14 protein-coding genes are annotated in these 13,477 nt (G+C 70.6%); 3 read left to right on the top strand and 11 right to left on the bottom strand.

The features are described from left to right. Positions 1–5: 5 nt before the first annotated feature. The 3 genes from OG718_RS46435 to OG718_RS46425 are packed head-to-tail and all read right to left on the bottom strand — an operon-like array spanning position 6 to position 3,111. Positions 6–1,679, bottom strand: coding sequence for an AMP-binding protein (locus OG718_RS46435; protein ID WP_328846995.1), 1,674 nt, complete (start codon positions 1,677–1,679; stop codon positions 6–8). Positions 1,680–1,717: 38 nt separating this feature from the next. Then, entirely contained in the window at positions 1,718–2,632 is a 915-nt protein-coding gene (locus OG718_RS46430) for an acyl-CoA thioesterase (protein ID WP_143633467.1), read from the bottom strand. After that, entirely contained in the window at positions 2,629–3,111 is a 483-nt protein-coding gene (locus OG718_RS46425) for a cupin domain-containing protein (protein ID WP_143633466.1), read from the bottom strand. The genes OG718_RS46430 and OG718_RS46425 overlap by 4 nt, the downstream gene beginning before the upstream one ends. A gap of 165 nt (positions 3,112–3,276) precedes the next feature. Here OG718_RS46425 and OG718_RS46420 point away from each other — a divergent pair, with 165 nt between their 5' ends. Beyond that, a complete protein-coding gene (locus OG718_RS46420; RefSeq protein ID WP_143633464.1) occupies positions 3,277–3,696 on the top strand; it encodes a RidA family protein in 420 nt (139 codons plus the stop codon). Between the two features lie 105 nt (positions 3,697–3,801). Here the strand turns inward: OG718_RS46420 and OG718_RS46415 are convergent, their stop codons facing one another. The 5 genes from OG718_RS46415 to OG718_RS46395 form a co-directional block, all read right to left on the bottom strand. Then, complete coding sequence (locus OG718_RS46415) at positions 3,802–4,830, bottom strand: hypothetical protein (protein WP_443055380.1); 1,029 nt, start codon at positions 4,828–4,830, stop codon at positions 3,802–3,804. Positions 4,831–5,104: 274 nt separating this feature from the next. After that, positions 5,105–5,539 carry a DUF7144 family membrane protein gene (locus tag OG718_RS46410; RefSeq protein ID WP_143633461.1) on the bottom strand — a complete coding sequence of 145 codons (435 nt, stop codon included), beginning with the start codon at positions 5,537–5,539 and terminating at the stop codon, positions 5,105–5,107. Positions 5,540–5,591: 52 nt separating this feature from the next. Beyond that, a complete protein-coding gene (locus tag OG718_RS46405; RefSeq protein ID WP_328846993.1) occupies positions 5,592–6,056 on the bottom strand; it encodes an SHOCT domain-containing protein in 465 nt (154 codons plus the stop codon). Between the two features lie 133 nt (positions 6,057–6,189). Next, entirely contained in the window at positions 6,190–7,560 is a 1,371-nt protein-coding gene (locus OG718_RS46400) for a hypothetical protein (protein WP_328846992.1), read from the bottom strand. A gap of 129 nt (positions 7,561–7,689) precedes the next feature. Further along, on the bottom strand, positions 7,690–8,394 hold the full coding sequence (locus OG718_RS46395) for an HdeD family acid-resistance protein (RefSeq protein ID WP_328846991.1): 705 nt from the start codon (positions 8,392–8,394) through the stop codon (positions 7,690–7,692). A 198-nt stretch (positions 8,395–8,592) separates the two neighbouring features. On the opposite strand from OG718_RS46395, the gene OG718_RS46390 reads away from it, so the two are divergent. Then, positions 8,593–9,201: a potassium channel family protein gene (locus OG718_RS46390; RefSeq protein WP_143633455.1), complete on the top strand. Its 609-nt coding sequence runs from the start codon at positions 8,593–8,595 to the stop codon at positions 9,199–9,201. A gap of 40 nt (positions 9,202–9,241) precedes the next feature. After that, positions 9,242–10,651: a DUF2252 domain-containing protein gene (locus OG718_RS46385; protein WP_328846990.1), complete on the top strand. Its 1,410-nt coding sequence runs from the start codon at positions 9,242–9,244 to the stop codon at positions 10,649–10,651. Positions 10,652–10,746: 95 nt separating this feature from the next. Here the strand turns inward: OG718_RS46385 and OG718_RS46380 are convergent, their stop codons facing one another. The 3 genes from OG718_RS46380 to OG718_RS46370 form a co-directional block, all read right to left on the bottom strand. Then, complete coding sequence (locus OG718_RS46380; protein ID WP_143633452.1) at positions 10,747–10,944, bottom strand: hypothetical protein; 198 nt, start codon at positions 10,942–10,944, stop codon at positions 10,747–10,749. Between the two features lie 184 nt (positions 10,945–11,128). Further along, positions 11,129–11,647 carry a hypothetical protein gene (locus tag OG718_RS46375; RefSeq protein WP_143633450.1) on the bottom strand — a complete coding sequence of 173 codons (519 nt, stop codon included), beginning with the start codon at positions 11,645–11,647 and terminating at the stop codon, positions 11,129–11,131. A 17-nt stretch (positions 11,648–11,664) separates the two neighbouring features. Beyond that, positions 11,665–13,296: an MFS transporter gene (locus tag OG718_RS46370; RefSeq protein ID WP_328846989.1), complete on the bottom strand. Its 1,632-nt coding sequence runs from the start codon at positions 13,294–13,296 to the stop codon at positions 11,665–11,667. Positions 13,297–13,477: the final 181 nt, after the last annotated feature.

The raw sequence follows: 13,477 nt of genomic DNA, 5'->3' as shown, positions 1-13,477 counted from the left end.
TCCTCTCACTGCTCGACGGCGGCCGTGGCGGCCTGCTCGTCCTCGACGATCCTGCGGAGTGCGAACCGCTGCAGCTTGCCGCTGGCGTTGCGGGGCAGCGCGTCGCAGAACCGCACGTCACGCGGGTACTTGTAGGGAGCGATGACCTGTTTGACGTGGTCCTGGATCTCCCTGGCCTTGGCCGCATCGCCCTGCACACCCTCGCGGAGCACGACGAACGCGCAGACGACGAAGCCGCGTTGAGCATCGGACTTCCCGACCACGGCGGACTCCAGCACATCGGGGTGGGTGTCCACGGCGGCCTCGACCTCGGGCCCGCCGATGTTGTAGCCCGAGGAGACGATCATGCTGTCGCCGCGGGCGTGGTAGTGGAAGTAGCCGTCCTCGTCCCGGTGGAAGACGTCGCCGGTGACGTTCCAGCCGTCCACGGTGTAGTCCTTCTGACGTTCGTCGTCGAGGTAACGGCAGCCGACCGGGCCGATGACGCCGAGCCGCCCCGGCTCGCCGGGGCCGAGCTCCGAGCCGTCGAGGCCGAGGATGGTGGCGCGGTAGCCCGGCACCGGCTTCCCGGTGGCGCCGGGCCTGATGTCGTCACCGGCGGCGGAGAGGAAGATGTGCAGCAGTTCGGTGGCGCCTATTCCGTCGACGATCCGCAGTCCGAGCCGGTCCCTCAGCTGCTCCCAGACGGCCTGGGGTATGTGTTCACCGGCGGACACCCCGACGCGCAGCCCGGCGAGCCGCTGTTCCTGCCCCTCCCGCAGGATCGCCTGGTACGCCGTGGGGGCTGTCGCGAGCACGGTGACGCCCAACTCATCGACGTACTCGGCGAGTTGGAGCGGCGTGGCGACCTCTGTCAGCAGTGCGCAGGCACCGGCCCGCAGTGGGAAGACGACGAGCATGCCGAGGCCGAAGGTGAAGGCGAAGGGGGCGCTGCAGGCGACCAGGTCGTCGGGGAGCAGGCGCAGCACGTGGCGGCCGAAGGTGTTGTCGATGGACAGGATGTCGCGGTGGAAGTGCATGGTGATCTTCGGGACGCCTGTGCTGCCGGACGTCGGCGCGAGGAGTGCCACGTCGTCGGCGGCGGTGTCCACGGTGGTGAACTCGCCGGACTTGGCGCCGGCCAGGGCCACGAGATCGTCCGGTCCGTCGCCGCCGAACTCCACGACCGTCAGCGCCGACGGTCCGGCGTCCCGGACGGCGTGCACGTCTTCGGCGAACCGCTGGTCCACCAGCGCGACGGAGGGGCGCGTGCGCTCGACGATCGGGGCGATCTCGCGGGCGCGCAGCGCGGCCATGACGGTGACGACCACTCCCCCGGCCTTGAGTACGCCGAGCCAACTCGCCACTGCCCAGGGGTTGTTGGGTGACCGCAGCAGTACCCGCTGTCCGGGGACCAGTCCCAGGTCCTCGGTGAGCACCTGGGCGACCTGGTTGGCCCGGGTCCGCAACTCGCCGTAGGACCAGGTCTCTCCGGCCGGTGTGCGCAGCGCCGGACGGTCGGCTCCGAACGTCGAAACGGGGATGTCGATGAGTTCGGCGGCGGCGTTGAGCCGGTCCGGGTACCGCAGCTCAGGTGTGCTGAACTCGATCGTCGGCAGCAGGTGCGCGGGAGGCAGGTGATCGCGCGTGAAGGTGTCCAGGTGCGCGGATATCGGGGAAGACGACGGAGGAGTCAACACGGGAGTCCTTCCGGGAGCCCACCGGTGGAGGCGGCGGGTCAGGTGGGGCGGATCATGCCCTCCTGGACGACGGTGGCCAGGTGCCGGTGGTCGCGGGTGAAGAAGCGACCCGAGCCGAGACCGCGGCCCGCGTCGGCGGCGCCGGCTTCCTGGAGGTAGAGAAGCCAGTCGCCGACGGGTTCGGGGCGGTGGAACCACATGGCGTGGTCGAGGCTGGCGGTGACGAGCCCGGGTTTGGCCCAGGGCAGGTCGAGTACGCGCAGAACGGGTTCCAGGATCGTGTAGTCGCAGACATACGCCAGCGCGGCCAGGTCCCGCTGGGCGTCGGTGAGCCCCTCGACGGACCTGAGCGGGTCGAACGGCTTGAGCCACACGGCCTGTTGGGGGACCTGCTTGCCCTCGACGGTGAGGTAGACCGGGCCGGGCACGTGGCGCATGTCGAAGCCGCGGCCGCCGGACCAGTAGGCCTTCGACTCCTCGGTCATGGAACCGCCGCTCAGCCCGGCCAGATACGCCGCCGAGCTGGGCAGTTCCTCCGGGTCGGGCAAGTCCTCGGCGAACTCCGGGAGTTCGGCCTCGAAGGTCTGGCCGGGCTCCCCCGCGGCGAAGTTGGCGAGGCAGACGTAGAGGGTCTTGCCGTTCTGGTAGCCGCGTACCTGCCGGGTGCTGTAGCCGCGGCCGTCGCGCAGCACCTCCACCTCGTAGCGCACGCTCGCCCCGATGTCGGCCGGGCGCAGGAAGTAACTGTGCATGGAGTGCATGGACTTGCCGTCGGTCACCGACCGCATGGCCGCGGCGGCGGCCTGGGCGACAAGGTCTCCGCCGTACGCCTTGGGCCATGGACAGGGCTGGGTGACGGCGGTGAAGGCGAGATCGAAGTGCTCGGGCTCGGCCGGTGTCAGGGCGACGGCGGCGGTGAAGATCTCCGAGGTGGATGGTGTCCCGTTCGTCATCGGTCCAGCCAATCCCGCAGGTCTGCGTCCGCGATGTCGGGCAGGTTGACGACGATGTTCTCCGGCGTCCGGGTGGTCATCCACGTCAGCGGCTTGTTGCGCGACAGGTTGCACTCGATGTGCGGCATGAACGGCGGAACGAAGACCCAGTCGCCCTCCCCCATGTCGACGTAGTCCTCGAACTTCTCGCCGAAGTAGATGCGGGCCCGCCCCGACAGGACGTATCCGCCCGTCTCCGCCTCGCCGTGGTGGTGGGTGACCGAGCGGTAGCCGGGTTCGTTGCTGACCTTGCCGAACCAGAGCCGCCGGGCCGGGGTGTGCTGGGCGCTGACGCCCGAGACCCGAACGGCCCCGCCGGAGTCGGCGGTGTTCGCGCTCTCGGAGCCGGCGCGGGTCACCACGGGCGCGACGAGCCCACTGGGCAGCCGGTACATCGCGTTGTCGCCCTCAAGGCGGTATTTGCTGAGGTCGGGCTCCATGGAGGGGGCTCCGTTTCAGTCGTGACGGCTCAAACGACTTCGGTTCGGACGACTTCAGTCACGTTCGCGCTATCTCGTTTTTTTCACGACCGTCATTTACTGTCAATACATGCCACTGTACGGATCGTCGGATCGGACCGCGACCGACCTGGAACCGGAGGCCGCATGAAGCACATCCCCGTGAACCCGGCTGCCCTGCCGACGCCCAGTGGCTACTCCCACGGAACCCTGGCGGGGAACACACTGCACCTCGGCGGGCAGACGGCCCTGGACGCCGACATGAAGATCGTTCCTGGGGGCATCGTCGAGCAGTTCCGCCAGGCGTTCGGCAACGTCCTGACGACGCTCCGGGAGGTGGGCGGCCTGCCGGAGGACCTGGTCAGCGTGACGATCTACCTCACCGACATCCCCGACTACCAGGCACACGGCAAGGAGATCGGCAGGGTCTGGCGCGAACTCGCCGGGCCCGTGTACCCGGCGATGGCGGGTATCGGCTGCACCGCCCTGTGGCAGCCCGAGGCGATGATCGAGATCCTCGGCGTGGCCGTGATCCCGGAGGAACGGCTCGTTCGACCGAGTCGGTGAACAGCGCGGGCCGCACGGTCACACCTGCGGCACGAAGGCGGCCTCGGTGGCCGCCCCTTTGTCGGGGCGGCCACCGAGGCCGCATGTCCGTCGCGAGACGCTCGCTCAGCTGGTGGGCGCCGCCTTCCGCAGGGCCGTGATGCACGTGCCGACGGCCTCCTGGAGTTCCTCCAGTCGCTGGAGCATGTCGTCCTCGTAGATGGTGTCGAGGTCGTCCACGTCGTCGAAGGTCAGCTCCTCGAAGACCTTCGTCGCCTTCTGCAGGCTGCTGTAGAACTTCGTCCGGCGCTCCTGGAGGCGGAGTTCGGGGTTGGCCTGGACGGTCTGGGCGACGAGGTCCTTCACCGTGTCGTAGGCGTCGGTGGCCCACTCGCCGGTGTCCTCGCCCTCGTCGAGTTCGTCGATGAGGGACAGGTGGCGCTCGGCCTCGGCTCGGAGTTCGGCAGGAGCGTCGATCGTCTGCCCGGCGGGGGTCTTGACCTGGCCGTTCTCGACGATCTGGCGGACATAGCCGATGCGGCTGGCCGCCTGCGTCTCGGTGGCGACCGCCTTCTTCAGATCGTCGGTACGGGCGATGTCGCGCGCCAACTCGGTCTGCAGGGCCGGGTCTTCCTTGACACGGTCCAGGAGCGCGGCCCGGGCCGCCTGGGCGGTGGAGGGGTCGGCGAGGATCGCGGCGCGCAGCGCGGTGGGGTTCTCGGCGACCTCCAGGGCCTTGGTCGGCCGGATGCCCTCGGCCTCGGCCGCCGCGGCGATCGCGGTGCCGCGGTCGGAGGAGGCGCTGGAACGGGAGACGTAGTACGAGTGCCACACGTCGGAGTCCGGCAGCTCCACGTCCTGGCCCGGGGCCAGCGCCTCGAAGTAGGGGACGAGACCGTCGTCGGCCGCCTTGTCCCACGCCTTGTAGTAGCGCATGACCCGCTCCGGCGAGCATCCGGCCAGTTCGGCGAAGTCCTTCGCGGAGATCTTCGGCGTCTCCCCCGCGGCCTCCCCGCCGGGCCGCACGCTGCGGGCGACCTTCAGTGCGAAGGACCAGCCGCCGGCCCGGACGTACGCCCCGAAGTCACGGGCGTCCTGCGCGATGTCGTTCGACGCGCTCGGCGCCACCACTTCGCTCGACGCGCTCGGCGCCACCACTTCGCTCGACGTGCCCTGAGCCACGATGTCGAGCCCGGAGCCGGCCGCATCCCCGTGGTCCGACGCTCCGGGCTCCTCCCAGAAGGCCTCGTCCGCGGACGAGGCCTCTCCGGTTGTCTCGTCGGCGGACTGGACGGCCGGTGCGGGCTGAGCGATCTCCACGGTCACTGAGAGACTCTCCTGGGGAAGGTGGTACGGGCTGCAACGGACAGAGCATGCAGCCTATATGAGCCTGCTCATGACGCTTTGGACCCTCACGGACTCACCGGACTCAAGAGCGCCCGAACTCGCCGGAGTCGTCCTTCCGGACCACGCACAGCGCCCAGATGATGAACCCGGAGAAGGCGATCATCACGATCGACCAGACCGGGGAGTACGGCAGGGACAGGAAGTTGGCGATGATGATGAACCCGGCGATGGTGACGCCGGCGACGCGCGCCCACAACGACGCTTGGAAGAGTCCGAGGCTGACGATCACGGCGACGGCGCCCAGGATGAGGTGGATCCAGCCCCAGCCGGTGAGGTCGTACGCGAAGACGTAGTCGCGTGTCGTCACGAAGACGTCGTCCTCGGCGATCCCCATGATGCCCCGGAAGATGTCGAGCACGCCTGCGATCATGAGCATGACGGCTGCGAAAACCGTCAGGCCCTCGGCCCACGGCCGGTTGGCCGTCTGCGGGTGGTGCGTGGTGTGTGTGGCGGTCATCGTGCTGCCTCGTTTCAGTCTCGTGCGGGTCCCCCGACCAGTGCGAGTGCCGTCAGCTGCCGGAGGCGGTGCTGCCCGCCCGTTCCGACGGGCCGTGGCCGCTCAGGACCAGATCCTTCGCCCTGCGGAACTCCTCGTCCGTGATGTCGCCGCGGCCGCGGATCTCGGACAGCTTGGCCAGTTCGTCGACGCTGCTGGGCCTGTCGTCGCCGCTCTTGGCGGTCTCCCGGACGTAGCTCGCGAAGGCCTCCTGCTGTGCGCGCGCCTGCGCGGCCTCCCGACGGCCCATGTTCTTGCCACGGGCGATCACGTAGACGAAGACACCCAGGAAGGGCAGGACGATGGTGAACACCAGCCAGCCGGCCTTGGCCCAACCGCTCATCCTGTCGTCGCGGAAGATGTCGACGACGATCCGGAAGAGCAGGACGAACCACATGATCCACAGGAAGAACACCAGCATGGACCAGAAGACGCTCAGCAGGGGATAGTCGTACGCGAGGTACGTAGGCCCACTCATGTCTCTCCTCCGTCCCCGGCGTTCGACCGCCGGCCGTTGTCTGTCGCCTCCAGCCTGCACACGACAAGGCCCGGGCGTCCTCACCCGAGGCGGGTGAGGGAAAGGGCCGACGGGACGCGGTGCCCGGCACGTCTCACGGGACCGCGTGTCCCGGTTCGTCGGTGGCCGGAGCGGGTGCGGAGGCTGCGGCGAGCACCGCCACGAGGGCCGTCACCACCAGGACCACGGCAAGGACGAGTGCCACGGCACCGACCGTGGGGTGGTTCCAGAGCACGAGTGCCAGGACCCCTGCCCCGATCGTGATGCCGGTCGCCCACGACCGGTGCTCGGCCAGCCGGCGTCCCACGCTGCCGGTGCGCAGCCCGGCGCGGTTCAGCGCCTGCCCGGCGGCCGTGGCGCCGCGCCGGGCCAGGCGCCGCACGCCGCGTGCCGCCCGCCCGGGTCCGTACAGATAGGCGCTCAGAGCCGTGACCAGGGCCACGACGAGGAGCGTGCGCGTGCTGTCGCGCAGGAAGCGGACGAAGGTGTCGAAGATCGCCGCGGCGGCGTCGGGGGGCAGCGCCGCCGGTGGGACCCCGTCCAGGTAGGCCCGCCGCAGGACGGCCACAACGACGAGCAGGAGCACCATCATCACGCCGATGCCGAGGGCCGTGACCAGCAGCATCACCCGGTGTCCGGGAGCGGTCCACACGGCGAGCGCGGCGAGGGCGACGGTCAGCACGGGCAGCCATGCGCCGACGATGTCGAGCAGTCGCATGCCGTCCTGCGCCTTGCCCAGTTGTTCGGTCTCGAACAGCGTGACGGTGCGGTCGGAGTCCGGGATGGCGGCGGCCTTCTCGAAGCCCTGGTCGACGAGGCGCTGCCGCACCTGGTCGACCACGGACCCGATGTCCAGTTCGACGGTGTCGCCCGTGGCGCGGAGCGCGCCTTCCCGCTCTCCGGTGAGCATGTTCAGCACCGCGGCGTGGGCCCGTCGGTTGGACCCCTCCCAGGCCTCCTGGAAGGCGTCGCTGGTGATCACGCGGTCGACGTTGCGGTGCACGACGGTCCGGACCGCGGAGCGCAGCGGTCCGGTGAGGGTCTCGGACGCGTCCACCACCCTGGGTGACGCTCCGGTGTCCGCGAGGGCCTTGGTGAGCGCGGCCGTCACCGCCTCGACGTCCACGTTCGCCACGACACGATTGGTCAGCCGGTCGGTCGCGACCTTCTGGATCGACGGATCCGACGCCAGCGGCGCGACGGTCTGTACGTACCGGTCGGTGTCGGTGACGGTGTCGTGGACCCAGGCCGCGACGACGGCCAGCGGCGCGAGCAGGAGGGCGAGCACCAGGAACACCGGGGCGACGACACGGCGCAGGCGCCGGTGGCGCGCGCCCGCTGCCCGGCGCAGCCGCTCGTACTCCGCGCGTTCCTCGGCGGTCAGGGTGTGACCGGACTCCGCGTGCGTGCCCGAGCGGGGCGGTTCGCCGGAACTGGACGGTCCGGTGGTCTTGTCCGAGGCCATGGCTCCTCCTCGGTGAGGCGTGCCGTTCTCGGCGGCGGGCCGCACCATCCGTCGGGGCACGGTGCCCCGGGACGTACGCGAACGGTCCGCAGCCGCGTCGAGCGGGTCTCGGACGGACCGGGCGGGGGCTCAGGTGGTCCGGGCGGGGTCGTGCGGCCCCGTGATGCCGGCCCTGCGGAGTGCGGCGCGCCAGGCGAGGGCGAGGGCCACCTCGGCCAGGCCGAGCAGGACGAGCCACAGTCCGAGCAGCCGGGTCAGTGCGCGAGCGGACTCGGAGGGTAGGGCCAGGACCACGATCCCCGCCACGATGCCGATCACCGCGATGCCGAGGACGAAGCCCCGGTGGGGCAGGTCCCGGGCGGCGAGGGCCGTGTAGAGGGTGAGGATGCCGGACACCACCCAGACGATCCCGACGATCAGTGAGAGCGCGGCGATGGTCTGCAGCGGGTTCCTGAGGCACAGCACTCCGCCGAGGACGTACAGCACGGCGAGGAGCAGCCCGGGCAGCCGTTCGCCGTGGTCCTCCCGGGCGAAGGTCTCGACGAACCGGAACGCCCCGGTGACGAGCAGATACAGGCCGATGAGGACCGCCACCACGTGCAGGGTCCCGTCCGGCCAGACCAGGATCAGGATGCCCGGCACCAGCGTGGCGATCGCGGAGCCCAGGACCCACGTCCAGGAGCGCCCGAGTTTCGCCAGCACCGCCGCGGGGTCGGCGGCGGGGACGGAGGCTGCCCCGTAGGGCATGTGGGCCGGTCCGTCGGACACACGGTCCGAGCCGTCGGGCATGTCTGCCGGTCCGGAGTGCGGTGCCGGATCACGCGACACGGTCATGGCTCCTCCTCGCACGATCGAGAGGGTCGCTCCCGGACCGCCGACGAGGCGGCGCACGGGGATCGCAGGGCCAGCCTCCCTCCCGCCGCCGGTCACCGGGTCACCCCCGGCGGGTGATCCGTGGGGGCCGCCGGAGCGGTGAGGTGAGGTCCGGAGGACACGCGCCGGCGTGCGGCGCGTGGGACGAAGAGACACGAGATGAATGATCGAGCGGCCGGCCGGAGCGATCCCGAGGCCGCCCCGACGGAGTCCGCCCGGTCCGAGCGGGCTGCGTACCGGAGACGACCGGGTCCGGGGCGGCGGGAGACGGCCGTGTCCGTCGCGCGGGCCGTGGGCCTCGCGGCGGGTCTCGTCACCGCGTACTACCTGCTGCCCCTGGACGGGCGCGGCACGGCTCGCACAGCGGCGCTGCTCACCTGCGGCCTGCTGGTGGTCGTCCTGGTCTTCCTGTGGGAGGTGCGGGCCATCGTGCGCTCGCCCTCTCCCCGTCTGAAGGCCGTCGAGGCACTGGCCGCCACGCTGGCGATGTATCTGGTGCTGTTCGCCGGCGTGTACTACCTGATGGAGCGTTCCTCCCCGGGCTCCTTCAGCGAGCCGCTGACCAGGACCGACGCGCTGTACTTCACCCTGACCACGTTCACCACCGTCGGGTTCGGCGACATCGTGGCCCGGTCCCAGACGGGACGTGTGGTGACGATGCTTCAGATGGTCGGCGGACTGATGCTCGTGGGCATCGCCGCCCGGGTGCTCGCGGGTGCGGTCCGGGCGGGTCTGCGGAGGCAGGGCCGGGAGCCACCGCCGGAGTAGGACTCCTCGGCACGAGAACAGCGCACAGGAGGTGTGAGTCATGGCCGTACCGAGCGCATTCACAGCGTCCCTGACACCGTCCGAGCGGGCCGCGTACGGAAGGGACGCGCGTACGCGCGCCTCGCGTTCGTGCCACGGCTGGTTCGAGGCGGGGAGGGAACGGCCCGACCCCATCGAGGTGATAGAGCGTCAATCGGCCACTCGGCTGCCCGAGTTGGTGCCCATCCGCTACGGCCGCATGCTCGAATCCCCGTTCCGCTTCTACCGGGGTGCGGCGTCGATCATGGCGGCTGACCTCGGACCCGCCGCCAACACCGGCCTGACGGCCCAGCTCTGCGGGGACGCCCATCTGCTCAACTTCCGGCTGCTGGCCTCGCCCGAGCGTCATCTCGTCTTCGACATCAACGACTTCGACGAGACCCTCGCCGGACCGTTCGAATGGGACGTGAAGCGACTGGCGGCCAGCTTCGCGATCGCCGGCCGGGCCAACGGTTTCTCGGTCAAGGAACAGAACGGCGCGGTACGGGCCTGTGTGCGGGCCTACCGGCAGCGGATGCGGACCTTCGCCGGCATGGGCACCCTGGACATCTGGTACGCCCAGGACGACGCCGACCGGCTACGGGAACTGCAGGCCTCGTCGATGGACAAGGAGACCAGGCGTCGTACCGCCGAGGCGACGACGCGAGCCCGTACGCGCACCCAGCTCCAGGCCTTCGCGAAACTCACCCGGATCACGGCCGAGGGCCGGCGGATCGCACCGGACCCGCCGCTGATCACCCCGTTCCGGGACCTGCTGCCGGACTCCTCCGAGGGCGACGAGGAGAAGGAGCTCCAGATCGTCCTGGACGGGTACAAGCGGACCCTGTCGTCCGAGCGCCGGCACCTGCTGCGCCACTACCACCTGGCCGACATGGCCCGGAAGGTGGTGGGCGTCGGGAGCGTCGGTACGCGCTGCTGGATCGTGCTCCTCCTCGGCAGGGACGACTCCGACCCGCTGCTGCTGCAGGCCAAGGAGGCGCAGGAGTCGGTCCTCGCCGCCCACACCGGCGGCGACCGCTACGACAACCAGGGCCGCCGGGTGGTGGCCGGACAGCGGCTGATCCAGACGACCAGTGACATCTTCCTGGGCTGGACCCATGTCGTGGGCCTCGACGGACGCGAGCGCGACTTCTACGTGCGCCAGCTCAAGGACTGGAAGGGCATCGCGCGGCCGGACACCATGGACCCCGGCATGCTCCGGCTGTTCGCGCGGTTGTGCGGGGCCTGTCTGGCGCGGGCCCACGCCCGCTCGGGCGATCCGGTGGCCATCGCCGCCTACCTGGGCGGGAGCGACCGTTTCGACCGTGCGCTCGCCGAGTTCGCCCAGGCCTACGCCGACCAGAACGAGCGGGACTTCGAGGCGCTCGGCGCCGCTGTCGCGTCCGGCAGGATCCGGGCGGAAAGCCTGTGACCGCCGCTCATGGACCGCTGCTCGTGAACCGCTGCTCGTGGGATCGCCGTACGCGGCTGGTTCGTGCCGATCGTCGTACGCGGCAGAACGCCGTGTCACTCCGGCAGCTGGCGCATCTCCAGGACCCGCAGCCCCAGCGACCGGCAGCGGGCCAGCAGCCCGTACAGGTGTGCCTCGTCGATGACGGCGCCGTACAGGACAGTGTGTCCGGACATCATCACGTGATCCAGCTCCGGAAAGGCACTCGTCAGCGTCTCCGACATGTGTCCGTCGACGCGGATCTCGTAGCGCATGAGCTGCTCTCCCGCGGGTGGCCTGGGACAGGCGGGCTGCGGCCTTACGCTGCGATCCTCCGCCTCGGCGGACCGTCCGGCCTCACCCCGTAGAGGTGATACGCCACGCGGCACGCGCTTCACCTGCGTCGATGCCCGCCGGGGCTCGGCTTCCCGCGTCAACGCCGGCAATGCGTCAATGCCGTCAATGCGTCAGGTAGAGCTTGAACGCGATGATCAGCAGTCCGAGCAGCAGGTTCACCGAGGCGGTGGCGATCACCAGGCGCCAGGACGCGCCGGCCCGTCGTGCCGCGGCCGCCGACCAGCCCACCTGGCCCGCCACGGCGACCGCGAGGGCCAGCCAGAGGGAGCCCGACAGGTCGAGGCCCAGGAGGGGGCTGACGGCGAGGGCGGCGGCAGGAGGGACGGCGGCCTTGACGATCGGCCACTCGTCACGGCACGCACCCAGCACGGTCCGGCGGTCGAGACCGAGCTCCGCCAGACGGGCCCCGAACAACTGGGCGTGCACATGCGCGATCCAGAACGCCACGCCGGTGAGCAAGAGCAGCAACACCAGTTCCAGACGGGGGAACTCGCCCAGGGAGCCGGCACCGACGATCACCGAGGCGGCGAGCATGGATCCGTAGACGCCACCTGTGTAGTCGGCGCGCGCCCGGCGCTCGGCGCTGCGCGCTCGGGCCGTGACGTGTGCGGCCTCGGGCATCGCGACCTCCCTGGAAGTCAGCGGGTCGTGCCGGTCGCGTCGGCGGCGGGCGGGCCGGTCTCGGGCTGCCTCGGACGGCCGGACGGCCGGGTCGGCAGATGAGTCGTGACCAGGAAGCTCGCGAGCGTGACGCCACCGGTGGCGAGGATCGCGGCCTTCAGGCCGTCGAGCTGCGCCGACGCGTACGAGTCGGCGACGGCGTCGACCTCGGAGGGCGGGAACCCGGCGCGTTCGGCCGCCGAACGCACCTGGTCGGTGGGCACGAACGTGATCCCTGCTTCGAGGGCGACACCGGTCTGCTTGCGGGCCTCCTGCGAGAGCTGCGGATTCTCGTCCACCTGCTTGGTGAAGGCGTGGGCCAGTGCGCCGATGAGCAGCGATCCGATGAGCGCGGTGCCCAGCGCGGAGCCGAGGTTCTGGGCGGTGAACTGCAGTCCGCCGGCCTCGCTGCGTTCCTCCTCGCCCACGCTGGACTGGACGACGTTGCCCAGCTGCGAGGCGAGCAGACCCATGCCCACTCCGAGGACGGCCATGGCTCCGGCGAACTGCGCGTCGTCGATGACCGGGTCGATGGTGGCCAGCAGCCACACGATGGCGCCGGTGAGGGTCAGCAGGGCCAGCCGGACCACCCGGCGCGGTCCGGCCGCCCGCCCCAGCCGGGAGGCGATCATGGAGGCGGCGAGCATGGTGACGGACACCGGGAGCAGCCGCAGCCCTGTCTGGAAGGCGTTGAACCCCTGAACCACCTGCAGGTACAGCGGGATGGTGAAGAACAGCCCCAGCAGGATGAGGTTCTGGCTCAACAGGGCCATCAGGCCGGAGCGCAGCGGGGGCTTGCGCAGCAGGGTCAGGTGTACGAGGGGTTCGTCACCGCGGGTCTCCCGCCGCCTCTCCCAGTGATGGAAGAAGGCAAGCACGGCGACTCCCGCGGCGATGACGAACAGCGTCGGCGCGAAGCCGAGCACGGTGAAGGGCGGGTTGCGGGGCTGCACCCATCCCCACGAGCCGCTCTGCAGGACGCCCAGGACGCCGAGCGCGAGCCCGGTCGCCGAAAGTGCGGCCCCGACCCCGTCCAGGCGGGGGCTCGGACCGGTTCTGGGTTCTTCCGTGATCGCCCGGTGGAAGCAGAGCACGATCAGCACGACCACGACCTCACCGGCGAACACCAGCCGCCAGGTGAGGTACGTCGTCACCCAGCCGCCCAGCAGCGGGCCGACCGCGATTCCGGCTCCGGCGAGTCCGCCGATGACGCCGTACGCGACGGCCCTGTCCCGCCCGCGGTAGGCCTCGGCCACGAGGGCCGCCATGGCGGGCAGCACCAGCGCGGCGCCGAGTCCTTCGATGACCGACCAGCCCAGCGCGAGAACCCACAGGTTCGGGGCCACGGCGGTCAGGGCCGATCCCGTGGCGTAGACGACGAGCCCGAACAGGAACAGGCGACGGCGTCCGAAGATGTCTCCGAGCCGGCCTCCTATGATCATGAAAGCGGCCATGACCAGTGCGTACAGCGTGATGACGGCCTGGATCGCGGTGACCTCGGTGTCGAAGTCCTCCACCAGCTGGCTGATGGACACGTTCATGACGGAGGTGTCCAGGACCATCAGGAACTGGGCCGTGCCCAGGACCATCAGCGCCCGCCAGTGCCTCAAGGTGCCCACCTCGCCCAGTCGGCCCGAGCCCCGGCGGAGTCCACCGGGCAGCGGCCGGCCGATGTCCTGCCGCCACCCCCATCGCACCCGAGGAAGCCGCCCCGCGCCTCACCCCGCACGGGCGAGCCGGACACCTCGCCGAAGCCCCCGGCCGGGCAGGCCACGAAGACGCAGCCACGGG

The sequence above is a fragment of the Streptomyces sp. NBC_00258 genome, from assembly GCF_036182465.1.
GTDB lineage: Bacteria > Actinomycetota > Actinomycetes > Streptomycetales > Streptomycetaceae > Streptomyces.
Note: the sequence above shows the minus strand (reverse complement) of the source record. Positions and strands in the feature narration are given on the sequence as shown.